We start from the raw sequence: 16,760 nt of genomic DNA on the forward strand, positions 1-16,760 counted from the left end.
CGTTAATTCGGCACTAACCCCACAAAACCTCTATCTAGTTTCTTTTCCTTCAACTTAGATAGCAGAGAGTTCGATGATTACCATCAGAGCACGCGCGGCGGAAGACAACGCGCAATTGGCAGATATCTGGCTGCGTTCGGTGCGCGCCACCCACCATTTTTTAACCGAAGACAACATCGCGCAGTTGTTCCCGCTGGTGTTGAATGACTACCTGCCCGCGGTCAACGTCTGGGTGGCCGAAGACCAACCGGGGCATCCCTGCGGCTTTATCGGCCTGAACGGCAACAAGGTGGAGATGCTGTTTATCGATGCCGATCAGCGCGGCCAAGGCGTGGGCAAAGCGCTGTTGACCCACGCGGAAACGCTGCACGATGAGCTGCAGCTGGACGTGAACGAGCAAAATCCGCAGGCCAGCGGCTTTTACCGCCACTATGGGTTTGTCATCACCGGCCGCTCGCCGCTCGACGGCCAGGGCAACCCGTTCCCGCTGCTGCACATGAAGCTGGACAAACGCTAGCCCGCCATCGCCGGCCGCCCTGCGGCCGGTTTTTCCCCTCCACGTTTCGCCCGCCGTTATATATATCAAACAAGAATAAGTAATAGATTTTACATTCTTCCTGTCACTATAAACCCTCGGTAGGATTGCCCGGTATTCACTCGCAACAGCGGTTCCGTCCGCCACTTCCCGCCGGGCTGTGCCCCGCCGATAAGCCGAACGATCCCTGTCCGGCGCAACGCGTTCCGGACGGAATGCTGTGATGTATCGATAAGGATTCGCTTCGCTATGATCGTTCTTTCGAACGTTTGCAAAACTTTTGACAGCACTCAGGGCCCCGTCGTGGCGGTAGACGACGTCAGTCTGGCGGTAGACGCCGGGCAAATTTACGGCATCATCGGCTACAGCGGCGCCGGTAAAAGCACGCTGATCCGCCTGCTCAACGGGTTGGAAACACCGACCCGCGGCCGCATTGAGGTGGGCGGTTTCGACATCGCCCGCGCCAAAGGCAGCCATCTGCGCCAGGCGCGGCTGAAAATCAGCATGGTGTTTCAGCACTTCAACCTGCTGTGGTCGCGCACCGTCAGCCAGAACATCGCGTTTTCCATGCAGATCGCCGGCGTGCCCAAGGCGCGGATTGCGCCGCGCGTGGCGGAGTTGATCGCGCTGGTCGGCCTGCAGGGGCGCGAAGACGCCTACCCGTCGCAGCTCAGCGGCGGCCAAAAACAGCGCGTCGGCATCGCCCGCGCGCTGGCCAATAAGCCGAGCGTGCTGCTGTGCGACGAGGCCACCTCGGCCCTCGATCCGCAGACCACCGACGCCATTCTCGATCTGCTGCTGGACATCAATCGCCAGCTGAAACTGACCATCGTGCTGATCACCCACGAGATGCATGTGGTGCGCAAGATCTGTCACCGCGTGGCGGTGATGGAGAACGGCCGCATCGTCGAAGAAGGCCCGGTGCTCGACGTCTTCACCCGACCGCAGCAGCCGATCACCCGGCAGTTCGTCAAACAGGTGTCGCAATATGCGGACGCCGAAGAGAGCTTCAACCCACGGCTCACCGCCCACCTGCCGGGCGCGATCTTCAAGCTGACCTTCGTCGGCGTGCAAACCCATCAGGCGGTGATTTCCGAGGTGATCCGACGCTACGCCCTGACCGTCAACATTCTGCACGGCAAGATCAGCCACACCCTCAACGGTTCGTACGGCGAACTGTACATCCACGCCGAAGGCAACGAACAACAGGTCGCCGACATGCTCAAGTTGCTGAACGAAAGAAACATCGCCGTCGAGGTTATCCAACATGATTGAATCCCTGTTCCCCCACCTGCGTCTGGATCAACTGTGGGACGCCACCTGGGAAACGCTGTACATGACCGGTCTCGCCGGTTTGGCCACGCTGGTGCTGGGTATGGTGCTCGGCGTGCTGCTGTTTTTAACCTCGAAAGGGCAGCTGTTGCAGAACCGAGCGGTCTACTCGCTGATCTCCGTGCTGGTCAACGTCTTCCGTTCCATTCCGTTCATCATTCTGATCGTACTGCTGATTCCGTTCACCAAGTCGCTGATCGGCACCATTCTCGGCGCCGACGCCGCCCTGCCGGCGCTGATCGTCGGTGCGGCGCCGTTCTACGCCCGGCTGGTGGAGATTGCGCTGCGCGAGGTCGACAAAGGGGTGATCGAGGCGGCGCGCTCGATGGGTGCCAAAAACCGCACCCTGATTTTCCGCGTCTTGCTGCCGGAGAGCTCGCCGGCGCTGGTTTCCGGCATCACCGTCACTCTGATCGCGCTGGTGAGCTACACCGCGATGGCCGGGGTGATCGGTGCCGGCGGCCTGGGCAACCTGGCCTATCTGGAAGGATTCCAACGCAACCACAGTGACGTGACGCTGGTGGCGACGCTGACGATTCTGCTGATCGTTTTCGTCATTCAGTTCATTGGCGACACCCTGACAAGAACGCTCGACAAACGTTAATTAACCAAGGAAAACGATGATGAAAAAGCACCTACTGATGTTGGCTTTCGCCTCCGTCGCCACCCTCGCCTCCTATGGCGCCGCCGCGGCGACCAAGCTGGTGGTCGGCGCCTCCAACGTGCCGCACGCCGAAATCCTCGAACAGGCCAAACCGATACTGGCGAAGGAAGGCATCGATCTGCAGATCAAGCGCTTTCAGGATTACATTCTGCCGAACACCGCCCTGGCCAGCCACGACATCGACGCCAACTACTTCCAGCACGTGCCTTACCTGAACTCGGTGCTGAAAGACCATGCCGATGACAAGAGCTACGACTTCGTCAGCGCCGGCGCGATCCATATCGAGCCTATCGGCATCTACTCGAAAAAGTACAAAAGCCTGAAAGATCTGCCGGACAGCGGCAAAATCATCATGCGCGACGCGGTGGCGGAAGAAGGCCGTATCCTGTCAATCTTTGAACAGCAAGGCGTGATCAAGCTGAAACCGGGGGTGAGCAAGGTGGATGCGCGCATCGCCGACGTGGTGGAAAACCCGAAACACCTGAAGTTCCAGGCCAACGTTGAGGGCGCGCTGCTGCCGCAGATGTACAACAACGACGAAGGCGACGCGGTGGTGATCAACGCCAACTACGCCATCGACGCCGGGTTGAATCCCACCAAAGACCCGATCGCGGTCGAAAGCGGCGAAAACAACCCGTACGCCAACATCATCACCGTGCATAAAGCCGACGTGAACAAACCGGAGATCGTGGCACTGGTGAAGGTGCTGCACTCCAAGCCGATTCAGGACTTTATTCGCGAGAAGTACCAGGGCGCGGTGATCCCGGTCAATCAGTAATGCTTTACGGTGCCCGGTGAAAACCGGGCCCGTTATTACACCTTATTGCCTATCTGGCTGAGCCGCGGCCACACCAGCATCAGCGCCTCGAGCAACCGCAACAGATCGCCCCGGTTTGCCCCTTCGCGCGCCTGCACCGACATGCCTTCAATGGTGCAAATCACGTATTTCGCCAGCAGCGCGGTGTCGGTTTTCGCCAGCAGTTCGCCTTGTTGCACCTTGCGATCGAAGCAGGCTTTCAGCGCCGCTTCCTGCGCATGATGTTTCTTGCGCAGCATCTGGGCGACGTCGTCGGAAGCGGACGATAGCGCGGCGGAGGCACACACCATAAAGCAGCCTGACGGCGTATCGGGGTCGGTAAACACTTCGACGGAAGAACGCACGTAGGCCTCGACGATCTCGGCCACCGGCAACGCCTGTTCCAACAGTTGGTTGGTGCAGGCGGTATATTTTTGCAGATAGCGCTCCACCGCCGCGCGGAACATCCCTTCCTTGTTGCCGAACTCCGCATACAGCGTCGGTGCTTTGGCGCCGGTCACTTCCACCAGATCGGCCAGCGAAGTGGCTTCATAACCGTGCCGCCAGAACAGATCGAGCGCGCTTTCCAGCGCCCGGTCGCGATCAAATTGTTTCGGTCTGCCACGGCTTTTCTTGCCGCAAACCGCTTCATTGATGCTCATCGCTCCTCTCCTATCCCGCTCCACGGCAGGGTTAGCACAAATAACTTAACGATCATTATAAAAAAATATTGCGCCCGCGTCGAGAACCGATTAGCATTTAGTTATCGATCGTTAAGAAAAATTAGCGAACCGGATTAACACCCTCTATTCACCGTTATCGGAAAGGAATTAACATCATGAAAAACTTAAAATTAACTCTAGCAGCCCTCGCTCTGGCCAGCGTTTCCTTCGGCAGCTTCGCCGCTGATTTAGTCAGCAGCCAACCGGCCGACCAGCAGAAAGTGGGCGTCATCACCGTCAGCGGCGCATCCGATCTGACCTCACTGGAAAGCAGCCTGGCTGCGAAAGCCGATCAGGCCGGTGCAAAATCCTTCCGCATCATCGGCGCCGGTGGTAACAACCAGCTGCACGGCACTGCTGAAATCTATCAATAACAAAGCATTACACTCACGGACTGCACGACTTTCTGCTCACCGCGCCAGGGCGTAAGAAAAAAATTAATTAACGAACGTTAAAAAATACTTGCAATCCGTCAAACCGGCATCTAACATTAAATTATCGATCGTTAATTAATTTAACGACCTTACCAAACAAACATTGTAAAGAACACAGATAGGAAATAAGACCATGAAAAACCTGAAAATGACCATCGCCGCCATCGCACTGGCCTCCGTCTCCTTCGGCAGCTTCGCCGCCGAACTGGTCAACGCTCAACCGGCCGATCTGCAAAAAGCCGGCGTCGTCACCGTCAGCGGGGCATCCGACCTGAGCAGCCTGGAGAACAAACTGGCGGCCAAAGCCGACGCGGCGGGCGCAAAATCCTTCCAGATCATCGCGACCACCGGTGACAACAAGCTGCACGGCACCGCGATCATCTACAATTAATTGCCAGACCGGCAATCGTGCAAAAGGGCGGCTTAGGCCGCCTTTTGTTGGTTTTGACGCCAACATTCTGTTGTAAGCTGTAGCCACCTTTTCTTGCTGAGCCGAGCAACGCCATGACTCCCCTGCTGTTCCACAAATATCACGGGCTGGGCAACGACTACCTGGTGTGTCACCGTGCGGTCGCCGACCGCTTGAATCAGGAGCAAATTCGTCTGCTGTGCCATCCGCATTACGGCGTCGGTTCCGACGGCCTGCTGATCGACAGCGGCGACGCCGTCAATCCCACCCTGCGCATCATCAACCCGGACGGATCCGAAGCGGAGAAAAGCGGCAACGGTCTGCGTATCTACGCGCGCTATTTGTTCGACATCGGCCGCATAGGGCATCAACCGTTTCTGGTGCACACCGCCGGCGGCGACGTGCGCTGCCAGGTAGCGGAAGACCCGCATCAGATCACCGTGGAGATGGGGCGCGCCAATTTCAGCCCGGCGGCCCTGCCGGCGTTGATCGATCTGCCGGAGGCGCTGAACTACCCGTTGCCGCTGGAGGAAGAGACCTTGAGGGTGTCGCTGGTGTCGATGGGCAACCCGCACTGCGTGGTGCCGGTTGAAAAACTGGATCTGGCACAGGTGCGCCGGCTGGGGCCGCAGATTGAACGCCATCCGCTGTTCCCGAAACGCACCAATGTACAACTGGTGGAAGTGGTCGATCGCCAGACGCTGCGCATCGGCATCTGGGAGCGCGGCGCCGGTTTCACCCTGGCCTCCGGCAGCAGCAGCTGCGCCGCCGCCAGTGTGATGCGCAAGCTGGGACGAGTCGACGATCGGGTCAGCGTACGGATGCCGGGCGGCGAGCTGCAGATCGCCTTCAGCGGCGACTTTCAGGTCAGCATGCGCGGGCCGGTGCATAAAATCGCCACTCTGACGCTGGACGAAGATTGTTTTGCCGGCGGCGCGGGGTTGTTTACGGGATCCACCCCAGCAGCCTGAACCACAAATAGTCCAACGGCACCAGCAGCGCGAAGCTGAGCAGCGCCAGCAACAGGCACAGCTTCAGCCCCTCGCGCGCCGGCACTTTGCCCATCCCCATCGCCACCACGATCGGCGCAGCCTGATACGGCAGCAGCGGCGTGGCGTAACCGATCACCTGGGTCATCAGCACCGTCAGCAGCGGTAAACCGCTGCCCGCCGACAGCGCCTCCGCCAACGGGGTAAACAGCGCCGGCACGCCATTGGCGGTCACCACGAAATTGAGCAATGCGGTGATCCCCACCAACGCGCCGAACGCGGTGAACGGCTTGCCGTGCAGATCCGGTATCGCCGTCAACAGCACGCCGCCCAGTCGATCGCCAAGACCCGAATGGCTGACCAGCGCGGTCAGGCCCAAGATCCCCGCGACATAGATGCAGGTGCGCACGTTGACCCCGACGGCGAACTGCTCGCCGTTGAGAAAACCGATGCGCGGCAGCAGGCAGCAACACGCCGCCGCCAACCCCACCCAGGCGGGAGCGATGCCGTGCCAGCTGTCGGTCATCCACAGCAGCACCGTGACGCCCAACAGCGCGATCAGCCGCCATTCGGCGGCGCTGAGCGGAGGTTGCGCCGCCATGGCCGCCACCGGCTGCGGCCGGGCGCGAAACAGGCCGCAAATGCACAGCGTCAGCAGCGCGCCTTTGGCTACCCCGAGAACCGGGGCGTGCAGCAGCAGATAAGTGAGATAAGCGAAGTGGCTGCCGTAGGCATTTTCCGCCGCGCCGCTCATCACCAGGTTGGGCACGTTGGCCGGCAGAATGCTGGCGGAGAGCTGGAAGGTGCCGAACCCCACCGCCAGCGCCAAACCGATACGGCCGCGTGACCCTTCCGCCAGCCCGGCGCGCTCGGCCAACGCCATGACGATCGGCATCAGCAGCGTGATGCGCCCCATATTGGAAGGCATGACAAACGCCAACGCATAGCTTATCGCCACTACGCCGCCCACCAGGCGGAGCCAGGAACCGGACAGATGCGGCAAGAGTCGGTTGGCCAGGCGATCCGCCAGCCCGGTGCTGCGGATGGCGGTGCCCAGTACGAAGCCGCTGAGCACCAGCCAGAATGCGGAAGACGCAAAACCGGAAAAGGTCACCGCGGCGGGCGCCAGCTGCAACACCATCACCGCCGCGAAGAACAGCAGCGCGACCACATACTCCGGTAAACGGGCGCTGGCCCAGAGCACAATGACCACCAGCGTAACCAGCGCAGACAGCGCCATCGGATCCCCCAACATCCTTCTCCTCCCTGATAAAACGTTATGATTGTTATCAAACGGTTAACAGGGTGACACAAGGCGCGGGCGCTAACCTTGAAACCGCTCACATATCGTCGTTCTGCAGATTTTTCAGCATGCACACGTTGCAGCCGTGGTGGCCGGTATTGCCGCGCCGCTCCGTCAGCAGCGTGAAACCGAGCGCGTAGTACAACCCGATCGCCTCTTTCAACTGCTCGGTGGTTTCCAGGTAACAGTAGCGATAACCCGCCGCCCGCGCCGCCTTCAGCGCCTGCACCACCATATGGCGCGCCATGCCCAATCCGCGCGCGCCGGGTTTGAAGAACAGTTTCTGCAGTTCGCAATAGCCGGGCTCTTCGCCGGCCAGCGGCGCCATGCCGACGCCGCCCACCACCTGCCCGTCCCGCTCCAGCACCCAATAGCGGCCGCCGTTGTCGCGATACAGGCCGGTCAACCGATCGAGATCCGGATCGTGCAGGCTGACCCCCTCCATCTTGTCCATGCCGTACTCGCGAAACACGCCGCGAATGATCGCCGCCATCGCCGCATCGTCGCGCGCGGCGATCGGCCGTACCCGCAGGTTGGCGTCGCGCTGTTTGCGCGCGCTGCGCAGCGCCGCGGTCATCTTTTTCATCGCCGCAGTGGTGCTCGCCAGCTCATCGTCGTCCAACTGCGCCAGCGCCGCCTGCATAAAACCGTCGGCGTCGTTCTCGATGCTGGCCAGCGTCTTGCCGCCCGGTTTACTCAACCGATGGAGGCTGTGCCGCTTGTCATCCGGATGATCCACCGTCTCTATCACGCCGGCGGCGACCAGGCTGCGCAACGCCCGGCTGGCGCTGGCCTTGTCAATGCACAATCGGGCCGCCAACTCCGTGACGCCGAGCGGCTGCTCGCTGACTTCGATCATCAGATGGATCTGCAGCGGCGAAAAGCGCGAGCCGTTGCTCTGCTTGTTCAACATGCCGAATTCTCTGACCAAACTGCGCGCCAATGCTCTGAAATCCCTGATGTTCACGGCGTTATGCTCCTCTGTGCTCTCTCGTTCGCTCTGCGTTGCGACAGATTATTGGTTGATAGTGTTACCTAATTTAGAACATAACGATAACGCATAAATAATTGCGAATGAATAACCAACGGCGTAAGCGGATATGTCAAAACATTTCATTAAACAGAATTTTAAACTTATAAATAACGATAAATTGAATTTAAATATTAAATAATCAATTAAAATTGAAATAAAAACCAAATAAAAAAGGGCGCAAAAACAACAAGAATAGAGACAATAAAGAAAACAAAACACATCCAATTGAAAAATAATAATAAAAATGAATAATCAAAAAGATTGATAGCGACAACCTCACCGCTATCTCGTTAAGATCGGTTACATATTTCCTTCCGCCCCCGCTCTTCTCTCTGCGTCATTTACCCTTTTGCCAAAAGTAGCCCATGCTTTTAACTGCTCCTCTCCTTCTGGCTAACCGGGACGCTGGCTCATGACGCAAAAAACCACCCTGCTGCAATTTTTCCACTGGTATTACCCCGACGGCGGCAAACTGTGGCGGGAGGCCGCCGAACGCGCCCCGCACCTCGCCGAACTGGGCATCACCGCCCTGTGGCTGCCGCCCGCCTATAAGGGCGCTTCCGGCGGCTACTCCGTCGGCTACGATACTTACGATCTGTTCGACCTGGGCGAATTTGACCAGAAAGGCAGCGTGGCCACCAAATACGGCGACAGGGCGGCGCTCGAACATGCCGCCACTACCCTGCGCGAACACGGCGTGGGGGTGATCTACGACGTGGTGTTCAACCACAAGCTCGGCGCGGACGAAAAAGAACGGGTACACGTGTTCAAAGTGGATGCCAACAACCGCAATGACATCGACGACCAGGGCTTCGACGCGCTGGCCTATACCCGCTTCACCTTCCCCGGCCGCCAGGGCATGCACTCCGAATTCATCTGGGATTACAAATGCTTCGGCGGCGTCGACTACGTTGAGCAACCGGACGACAAAGGGGTATTCAAAATCGCCAACGACTATGGCGACGACGGTTGGAACGATCAGGTCGACGACGAGAAAGGCAACTACGACTATCTGATGGGCGCCGACGTCGAGTTCCGCAACGCCGCCGTGACGGAGGAGCTCAAATACTGGGCGCGCTGGCTGCTGGACAGCCTGCCGTGCGACGGCTTCCGCCTCGACGCCGCCAAACACATTCCCGCCTGGTTTTTCAAAGAGTGGGCGGATCACGTGCGCGGCAGTGCGCAACGCGACCTGTTTATCGTTGCCGAATACTGGTCGCACGATCTCAGCGCGCTGCAACAATACATCGAGTTGGTGGACGGTAAGGTGATGCTGTTCGACGTGGCGCTGCACCTGAAGTTTCATCAGGCGTCGAAACAGGGCGACGGCTTCGACATGGCACAGATCTTCACCGATACCCTGACCGCCGCCGATCCGGCCCATGCGGTGACGCTGGTCGCCAACCATGACACCCAGCCACTGCAGTCGCTGGAAGCGCCGGTGGAACCCTGGTTCAAACCGCTGGCCTACGCGCTGATCCTGTTGCGCGAACAGGGCGTGCCCTGCGTGTTTTACCCAGACCTGTATGGCGCCAGCTACCGCGACAAAGGGCGCGACGGCGGCGAATACCAAATAGACATGCCGGCGATCCCGGAGCTGGAGAAACTGATCGCCGCTCGCCAGCGCTTCGCCAACGGCCCACAAACCGACTACTTCGACGACAGCCACTGCGTGGCCTTCAGCCGCGCCGGCACCGCCGAGGCCCCCGGCTGCGTGGTGGTGCTGACCAACGGCGGCGAGAGCGGCAAGACGGTCGCGCTCGGCGCCGATCTGGCGCACACCGCCTGGCGCGATTTCCTCGGCAACCGCCAGGAAGAAATCACTACCGACGATCAGGGCAGCGCCCATTTCCCGGTCAATGCCGGCAGCGTCAGCGTTTGGGTGCCGGCCGCCAGCCTGTGAGCGCCTGCCGCCGCGTAATGATGACGCGGCGGCAAAACTAATGTTTGCCTTTCGGGTCTAACTTACGCTATCAACTGCGCAAGCCATTCACACCGGAGCCTAAATAGGGTACAAGGCTGCATGAAAATTCCAAAACGACTCCAGCCGCTGGTTGATGACGGGTTAATCGACGAAGTCATCCGCCGGTTGAAAAGCGGCAAAGAAGCCGACGTGTTTATCGTGCGCTGCGGCGATGAGATCCGCTGCGCCAAAGTGTACAAAGAGGCCGAGAAGCGCAACTTCAAGCAGGCCGTTCACTATCAGGAAGGGCGCAAGGTCCGCAACAGCCGCGACGCGCGCGCCATGAGCAAAGGCTCCAAATTCGGCCGCCAGCAGCAAGAGGAAGCTTGGCAAAACACCGAAGTGGACGCGCTGTATCTGCTGGCCAAGGCCGGAGTGCGGGTGCCGCAGCCGGATATCTGCCTGGACGGCGTGCTGCTGATGGAGCTGATCACCGACGAAGAAGGCCTGGTGGCGCCGCGCCTGAGCGATGTTACCCTGACGCCGGAACAGGCGCGCGCCGATCACGCCCTGATGATGAACTACGCGGTGCGCATGCTGTGCGCCGGGCTGGTGCACGGCGACCTGTCGGAATTCAACGTGCTGATGGATAAAGACGGGCCGGTGATCATCGATCTGCCGCAGGTGGTGGACGCCGCCGCCAACAACCACGCCAAAAGCATGTTCGAACGCGATATCGGCAATCTGGCGGAGTATTACGGCCAGTTCGCACCGGAGCTGCGCGACAGCCAATACGCCAAAGAGATCTGGGCGCTGTATCAGGAAGGCAACCTGACGCCGGACAGCGTGCTCAGCGGCCGGTTCAGCGAAATCCAGAAGCGCGCCGACGTCGGCTCGGTGCTGGAAGAGATCCAGGCCGCCAGCGAGGAGCACCAACGCCGGATGATGGCGCGCAATACGGAAGAGTAACGCGCCGCGCTATTCGACGCGAAACACGTCAGGCCGCTGCGGCGTCGCCGCCTCGTGATAGATATCCCCCAGATAGCCGGCGATCTCCTCTTCGCGCAGTTCGGCCGGCAGCACGATATCGTAGTTGGGGGAATACTTGCGCTCCGGCAGCGTCACGCGGAACAACCGCCATTCGTCCCCGATGCGCTTCACGCCCACCAGGCGGCCGAACACGTTAAAAATCATCATCCGCCATTCCCCCTCTCGTCGCTTTCAGGCTATAACACTGTGATGCCGCCGCAGTGAAAAGGAAAGCGTATGAGTGAAAAAACGCCGCAGTTCTGGCGCGATCCGCAGTTGCCGTTTGTCGAAGCACGCGCCATCGAGGATGGCCGCCAGGTGTGCTACAGCCTGCACAGCCACGAATTCTTTTCCATCGGCGCCATCACCGGCGGCATCAGCACCTATGTCAACGGCGAGCGGCGCATGCAGGTCGGCGCCGGCGATCTGGTGATCATCAACCCGCAGCAGGCGCATGCCTGCAACCCGATAGCCGACCGCCGTTGGTCGTACATCATGTTCTATCTCGATCTCGCCTGGATCGGCGCACTGCAGCAGGAACTGCTCGGCGGCGACGGCGACCGTTTTGTCCCCTTTAGCCAACCGCTTAGCCGCGATCCAGAGCTGTTCAGCGGCCTGAACCGGCTGTACGCGCTACTGACGGCTCCGCAGTGCGGCGCGCTGGAAAAGCAGATCGCCATGGTGGAGTATTTCAGCGCCCTGCTGCGCGCGCTGGGTGACATCCGCCATCCCGAAGCAACGCCGCATCCCCGGCTGGAAGCGGCGGCGGCGTTCATCGACGCGCACTGCACCCAGGCACTGACGCTGGAAGACATTTGCCGCGCCGCCGCCCTGTCGCCCTCTTACCTGATCCGCGCCTTCCGCCAGCGTTACGGCATGACGCCGCACGCCTATCTGGTCAATCGCCGCGTGCAGCACGGCCACCGCCTGTTGAAAAGCGGCCTGCCGATCGCCGCCGCCGCCAGCGAAAGCGGTTTTGCCGATCAGGCGCACTTTCAGCGCACCTTCAAACAGCTGTTGGCCGCCACGCCGGGCCAGTATCAAAAACCCTCAGCCAGCAGATAGCAGGCGCTGGCCGCCAACAGCAGCGCCATCGCGCGGTTGAAACGCTGCACGTTGCGCGCCTGCCTGAGCAGGCCGCGCAGCATCGCGCCGACATAGGCCCAGCAGGCCACCGAAGCATAGCAAATCACAAAATAGAGCCCGGCGAACTGCCACAGCAGCAGCCAATCGCCGTCGCCGACAAAGGCGCCGAGGCTGGCCACCGACGCCAGCCACGCCTTGGGGTTCAGCCATTGCATCAGCGCACCGTAGCGCCAGGAAGGCGGCCGTGCCGCGCCGCGGCCCAAATTGCCATCATCAAACGCCAGGCGATAAGCCATAAACAGCAGGAAGGCCACACCGGCCCACTGGATCAAGCGGGTCAACGCCGGCCACAGGATCAGCAGCTGGTGCATGCCCAATCCCAGCAGCACCAACAACAGGGTAAACCCCAGCGTGGCGCCGAACACGTGACGCTGGGTCGCGCCAAAGCCGAATTGCGCCCCGGCGCTCAATGCGACGATGTTGACCGGGCCGGGGGTGATGGAGGCCGCCAGCGCAAACGCGGCCATAGAGAGGTAAATGTTCATGATAGGCACCTGAGAAAATATTCACAGGCACCAGAGTGCCGGGCCGCGCCGACCCGGTATTGAACAGAATTGCCCTGTTCGGTTTAACGCGCGATCGCCGCCCGGCGGCGCGGTAGCCCGAAGGTATTGACCGCCATGCCGGCCAGCACCAGCAATGCGCCGCCGAACTGAGCCGGCGACAGCGCTTCGTTCAGCAGCAACCAGGCGGCGAACAGCCCGACCAGCGGCACCAGCAGCGTCAGCGGTGCAACGCGCCAGGTCTCGTAGCGCCCCAGCAGGCTGCCCCACACCGAATAACCGAACAGCGTGGCGGCGAACGCCAGGTAGGCAACCGCCAGCCAGGTGCCGAGCTGCACATGGCTCAGGCTGCTCAGCACCGCCTGCGGGCCGTCGAACAGCCAGCTGCAGGCCAGGAACGGCACCACCGGGATCGGCGCGCTCCACACCACCAGCGATAAGATATTACGCTGCGGGAAACCGGCCAGGATCTTCTTGTTGGTCAGGTTGCCCAGCGCCCAGGAAAACGCCGCCGCCAGGGTCAGCAACAGGCCCGCCAGAGGCACCGCGCCGCTGCCCGGCTTATGCAGGCTGGCCTGCGCCAGCACCAGCATGCCGCCGCTGGCGATAGCGATGCCGACGAAATGATTGACGCGCAGCTTGTCGCCCATCAGCACGACCCCCAGCAGCAGGGTGAAGAACACCTGCGCCTGCAGCACCAGCGAAGCCAATCCCGCTGGCATGCCCACCTTGATGGCGACGAACAGAAAAGCGAACTGCGCGAAGCTCATGGTCATGCCGTACAGCAACAGCCATTTCCACGGAATGGTCGGGCGCGGGATAAAGAAGATCGCCGGCAACGCCACCAGCAAAAAACGCATTCCGGCCAGCAGAAACGGCGGCATGCCCTGTAAACCGAACTTGATCACGACGAAATTCACGCCCCAGATCACCACCACCAACAGCGCCAACAGCCGATCGCGCAATGTCATCCTCGCCCCGCTTATCCCATTGAAAATTCGCTTTAGCTTGCAGGTTACAGCCAAACCGGGCGTATGGACACCGGCAAAATCCGTCGATTATTCCGGCATCAGGCCGATAAAGGTGGTTTTCTTGCGCGGACCGGTCATCAGCGCTTCCAGCTTCTCCACGCACTGCAGATAGTGCGGAGTCTGCTTGTGCGCCGCCACCGCCTGCTCGTCGCGATAGGCTTCGTAGATGTAAAACCGCGTTGGAATATGCTCATCCTGCAGCACGTCGAAGCGCAGATTGCCCGGCTCTTCGATCGCCCCCAGGTGATTGGCGCGGAAAACCTCGATAAATTCGTCGATTTTGTCCTGTTTAACGTTGATCTCAACCAATGTGACGTGCATGACAGCTCCTTGTTTAAACGGCGCGCCGTAACATGGCGCTTTCCAACCATAGGTTCATTCCCGTCGATTGCCCTGCCGCAACGGCAATTTTGCCGCCTGGCTCACAAATCGCACCGGCGGTGCCCATACCTTCCCCGGCAGGGCAAGGCGGCGGCATCTATAGTTAACACTCCTCCCCCTGAGAGCATAGGCTATGGATAACTACTTGATGGCGCTGGACGCAGGAACAGGCAGTATTCGCGCGGTGATCTTCGATTTGGCGGGCAATCAGATCGCGCACGGCCAAGCGGAGTGGCAGCATCTGGCGGTGCCGGGCGTGCCCGGCTCGATGGAGTTCGACCTCAGCCGCAACTGGCAGCTGGCCTGTCAGTGCATCCGCCAGGCGATGCAACGCGCAGGATTGAGCGCTCAGGCGATCCGCGCGGTGGCCTGCTGCTCGATGCGTGAAGGCATCGTTCTGTACGATCGCAACGGCGTGCCGATCTGGGCCTGCGCCAACGTCGATGCGCGCGCCAGCCACGAAGTCAGCGAGCTGAAAGAGCTGCACAACCACGGTTTCGAACGCGAGGTGTATCACTATTCCGGCCAGACGCTGGCGTTGAGCGCCATGCCGCGCCTGCTGTGGCTGGCGCACCATCGGCCGGACATCTACCGCCAGGCGGCGACGCTGACCATGATCAGCGACTGGTTGGCCAACATGCTGAGCGGCGAGCTGGCGGTCGATCCTTCCAACGCCGGCACCACCGGCATGCTGGATCTGACCAGCCGCGACTGGCGGCCGGCGCTGCTCGATATGGCCGGCCTGCGCGCAGATATTCTGTCGCCGGTGAAAGAGACCGGCAGCGTGCTGGGGCGCGTCACCGAACAGGCGGCGCAGGAGAGCGGGCTGCTGCGCGGCACCCCGGTGGTGATGGGCGGCGGCGACGTGCAACTCGGCAGTCTGGGGCTTGGCATCGTGCGAGCCGGGCAAACAGCGGTGCTCGGCGGCACCTTCTGGCAGCAAATCGTTAACCTGCCGGAGCCGGCCATCGATCCGGAGATGAATATCCGCATCAATCCTCACGTCATTCCCGGCATGGCGCAGGCGGAATCCATCAGCTTCTTTACCGGCCTGACCATGCGTTGGTTCCGCGACGCGTTCTGCGCCGAAGAGAAACTGCTGGCGGAGCGGTTGGGCGTCGATGCCTACAGCCTGCTGGAAGAGATGGCGGCCAGAGTGCCGCCGGGCGCCTACGGCGTAATGCCAATCTTTTCCGACGCTATGCATTTCAAAACCTGGTATCACGCCGCGCCGTCGTTCATCAACCTATCGATCGATCCGGAACGCTGCAACAAACAAACGCTGTTCCGCGCGCTGGAAGAGAACGCCGCCATCGTCTCCGCCTGCAATCTGGAGCAGATCGCCGCCTTCTCCGGCGTGCAGGCCCGCTCGCTGGTGTTCGCCGGCGGCGGTGCGAAGGGCAAACTGTGGAGTCAGATCCTCAGCGACGTCACCGGGCTGACGGTACGGGTACCGGTGGTGAAAGAGGCCACCGCGCTGGGCTGCGCCATCGCCGCCGGCGTCGGCGCCGGGCTGTACGAATCGCTGGCCGAAACCGGCGAGCGCCTGGTGCGCTGGGAGCGCGAACATCAGCCGGACATGATCAACCACGCCTTGTATCAGGAGCAGAAGGAAAACTGGCGGCAGGTTTACGCCGATCAGCTGACGCTGGTGGATAACGGCCTGACCACCTCCATGTGGAAAGCGCCGGGGCTTTAAAACGCAAACGGGCGCCGCCAGGCGCCCGTTTGCCCGAGAGTCCGGCTTAAGCCAGCGTTTCCGGCAACACCAACCCGCCGTCAACGACGATCGTCTGCCCGGTAATGTAACCGGCGTCTTCAGACGCCAGGAAACAGACCGCCGCCGCAATATCATCCACGGAGCCCAGCCGTTTCAGTGGAATGGTTCTTTCTATATCCGCGATATACTCCTCCCCCATTTCACTCAGTCCTTCCGTCAGGACGTTGCCCGGCAATACGGCGTTGACGGTGATCTGGTCAGCGGCAAACTCAAGCGCCGCAGAGCGCATAAAGCCCAGCTGCGCCGCTTTACTTGACGCATAATGCGCCCAGCCGGGATAGCCCGTTAAAGGGCCGGTGATCGACGAAGTCAGCACAATCCGCCCGCAGGCGGATTGTTTCAGCCAAGGATACGCCGCCTGCACGCTGAAGAAGGTGCCTTTGCTGTTAATGGCGTGAACGTCGTCCCATTGCTGCTCCGTCATCTGATTGAGCGGTACGGAAGGAAAAACGCCGGCATTGCAGCACAACACATCCAGGCCGCCATTATGTGCCGCGAAGCGCTCTACGGTCGCGTTGAGTTTGTTGGCGTCGCGGACATCGCAGGCGTACCCTTGCAGCGTCAGTCCCATGCCCTGCGCCTTGTCTTGCGCAGCGGCGATTCTCTCTTCACCGCGCCCCACAATCCCCACCTGAGCGCCTTTTTTGGCGAAATAAAGCGCAATGCCCAACCCGATGCCGCCGCTCCCGCCGGTCACCAACACCTTTCTGCCTGCCATGTTTCCCTCCATTAAAAACAACCTCATTCATCGTTGATAAAATGAAAAAGCA

At 60.6% G+C, this 16,760-nt stretch carries 19 protein-coding genes; 11 read left to right on the forward strand and 8 right to left on the reverse strand.

What is annotated here, in order from left to right:
- Positions 1-73: 73 nt before the first annotated feature.
- The 4 genes from AC6BYQ_RS06090 to AC6BYQ_RS06105 all read left to right on the forward strand — a co-directional run bounded on the left by AC6BYQ_RS06090 (position 74) and on the right by AC6BYQ_RS06105 (position 3,309).
- Positions 74-517: an acetyltransferase gene (locus AC6BYQ_RS06090; RefSeq protein ID WP_019454703.1), complete on the forward strand. Its 444-nt coding sequence runs from the start codon at positions 74-76 to the stop codon at positions 515-517.
- 267 nt (positions 518-784) lie between these two features.
- On the forward strand, positions 785-1,810 hold the full coding sequence (locus AC6BYQ_RS06095) for a methionine ABC transporter ATP-binding protein (RefSeq protein WP_498056506.1): 1,026 nt from the start codon (positions 785-787) through the stop codon (positions 1,808-1,810).
- Entirely contained in the window at positions 1,803-2,471 is a 669-nt protein-coding gene (locus AC6BYQ_RS06100; protein ID WP_019454705.1) for a methionine ABC transporter permease, read from the forward strand. Before AC6BYQ_RS06095 ends, AC6BYQ_RS06100 begins: the two co-directional genes overlap by 8 nt.
- 19 nt (positions 2,472-2,490) lie before the next feature.
- A complete protein-coding gene (locus AC6BYQ_RS06105; protein WP_498056601.1) occupies positions 2,491-3,309 on the forward strand; it encodes a MetQ/NlpA family ABC transporter substrate-binding protein in 819 nt (272 codons plus the stop codon).
- Between the two features lie 35 nt (positions 3,310-3,344).
- On the opposite strand, the gene AC6BYQ_RS06110 is transcribed toward AC6BYQ_RS06105, so the two are convergent.
- On the reverse strand, positions 3,345-3,989 hold the full coding sequence (locus AC6BYQ_RS06110) for a TetR/AcrR family transcriptional regulator (RefSeq protein WP_498056507.1): 645 nt from the start codon (positions 3,987-3,989) through the stop codon (positions 3,345-3,347).
- 176 nt (positions 3,990-4,165) lie between these two features.
- On the opposite strand from AC6BYQ_RS06110, the gene bhsA (AC6BYQ_RS06115) reads away from it, so the two are divergent.
- From bhsA (AC6BYQ_RS06115) to dapF, 3 genes are all read left to right on the forward strand, one after another.
- Positions 4,166-4,423, forward strand: coding sequence for a multiple stress resistance protein BhsA (gene bhsA / locus AC6BYQ_RS06115; protein WP_019454708.1), 258 nt, complete (start codon positions 4,166-4,168; stop codon positions 4,421-4,423).
- A gap of 193 nt (positions 4,424-4,616) precedes the next feature.
- Positions 4,617-4,874: a multiple stress resistance protein BhsA gene (bhsA, locus tag AC6BYQ_RS06120; protein WP_004939517.1), complete on the forward strand. Its 258-nt coding sequence runs from the start codon at positions 4,617-4,619 to the stop codon at positions 4,872-4,874.
- A 113-nt stretch (positions 4,875-4,987) separates the two neighbouring features.
- Entirely contained in the window at positions 4,988-5,863 is an 876-nt protein-coding gene (dapF, locus tag AC6BYQ_RS06125) for a diaminopimelate epimerase (protein WP_498056508.1), read from the forward strand.
- Here dapF and AC6BYQ_RS06130 read toward each other — a convergent pair.
- Positions 5,838-7,136, reverse strand: a complete 1,299-nt coding sequence (locus AC6BYQ_RS06130; protein ID WP_063918979.1) for an SLC13 family permease — start codon at positions 7,134-7,136, stop codon at positions 5,838-5,840. The genes dapF and AC6BYQ_RS06130 overlap by 26 nt on opposite strands.
- 85 nt (positions 7,137-7,221) lie before the next feature.
- Complete coding sequence (locus tag AC6BYQ_RS06135; RefSeq protein ID WP_154747044.1) at positions 7,222-8,127, reverse strand: bifunctional helix-turn-helix transcriptional regulator/GNAT family N-acetyltransferase; 906 nt, start codon at positions 8,125-8,127, stop codon at positions 7,222-7,224.
- 502 nt (positions 8,128-8,629) lie between these two features.
- Between AC6BYQ_RS06135 and amyA the strand changes: the two genes are divergently transcribed.
- Positions 8,630-10,120, forward strand: coding sequence for an alpha-amylase (amyA, locus tag AC6BYQ_RS06140; protein WP_025160006.1), 1,491 nt, complete (start codon positions 8,630-8,632; stop codon positions 10,118-10,120).
- Positions 10,121-10,240: 120 nt separating this feature from the next.
- A complete protein-coding gene (locus tag AC6BYQ_RS06145) occupies positions 10,241-11,089 on the forward strand; it encodes a PA4780 family RIO1-like protein kinase (RefSeq protein ID WP_019453901.1) in 849 nt (282 codons plus the stop codon).
- A 9-nt stretch (positions 11,090-11,098) separates the two neighbouring features.
- Here AC6BYQ_RS06145 and AC6BYQ_RS06150 read toward each other — a convergent pair whose 3' ends face one another.
- Positions 11,099-11,317, reverse strand: a complete 219-nt coding sequence (locus tag AC6BYQ_RS06150; protein ID WP_019453902.1) for a DUF7661 family protein — start codon at positions 11,315-11,317, stop codon at positions 11,099-11,101.
- 69 nt (positions 11,318-11,386) lie between these two features.
- On the opposite strand from AC6BYQ_RS06150, the gene AC6BYQ_RS06155 reads away from it, so the two are divergent.
- Positions 11,387-12,214, forward strand: coding sequence for an AraC family ligand binding domain-containing protein (locus AC6BYQ_RS06155; protein WP_498056509.1), 828 nt, complete (start codon positions 11,387-11,389; stop codon positions 12,212-12,214).
- Here the strand turns inward: AC6BYQ_RS06155 and AC6BYQ_RS06160 are convergent.
- The 3 genes from AC6BYQ_RS06160 to lsrG all read right to left on the reverse strand — a co-directional run bounded on the left by AC6BYQ_RS06160 (position 12,190) and on the right by lsrG (position 14,150).
- Entirely contained in the window at positions 12,190-12,780 is a 591-nt protein-coding gene (locus tag AC6BYQ_RS06160; protein ID WP_197667334.1) for a LysE family translocator, read from the reverse strand. The genes AC6BYQ_RS06155 and AC6BYQ_RS06160 overlap by 25 nt on opposite strands.
- A gap of 83 nt (positions 12,781-12,863) precedes the next feature.
- A complete protein-coding gene (locus AC6BYQ_RS06165; RefSeq protein WP_498056510.1) occupies positions 12,864-13,769 on the reverse strand; it encodes an EamA family transporter in 906 nt (301 codons plus the stop codon).
- 87 nt (positions 13,770-13,856) lie between these two features.
- Complete coding sequence (gene lsrG / locus AC6BYQ_RS06170; protein WP_019453906.1) at positions 13,857-14,150, reverse strand: (4S)-4-hydroxy-5-phosphonooxypentane-2,3-dione isomerase; 294 nt, start codon at positions 14,148-14,150, stop codon at positions 13,857-13,859.
- Between the two features lie 193 nt (positions 14,151-14,343).
- On the opposite strand from lsrG, the gene lsrK reads away from it, so the two are divergent.
- The gene (gene lsrK / locus AC6BYQ_RS06175) at positions 14,344-15,909 is read left to right on the forward strand and encodes an autoinducer-2 kinase (protein ID WP_498056511.1); all 1,566 of its coding nucleotides are present in this window, start codon (positions 14,344-14,346) and stop codon (positions 15,907-15,909) included.
- A 46-nt stretch (positions 15,910-15,955) separates the two neighbouring features.
- Here lsrK and fabG read toward each other — a convergent pair whose 3' ends face one another.
- Complete coding sequence (fabG, locus tag AC6BYQ_RS06180) at positions 15,956-16,708, reverse strand: 3-oxoacyl-ACP reductase FabG (RefSeq protein ID WP_019453908.1); 753 nt, start codon at positions 16,706-16,708, stop codon at positions 15,956-15,958.
- Positions 16,709-16,760: the final 52 nt, after the last annotated feature.

It is taken from the genome of Serratia sp. LTN-2, assembly GCF_059740205.1.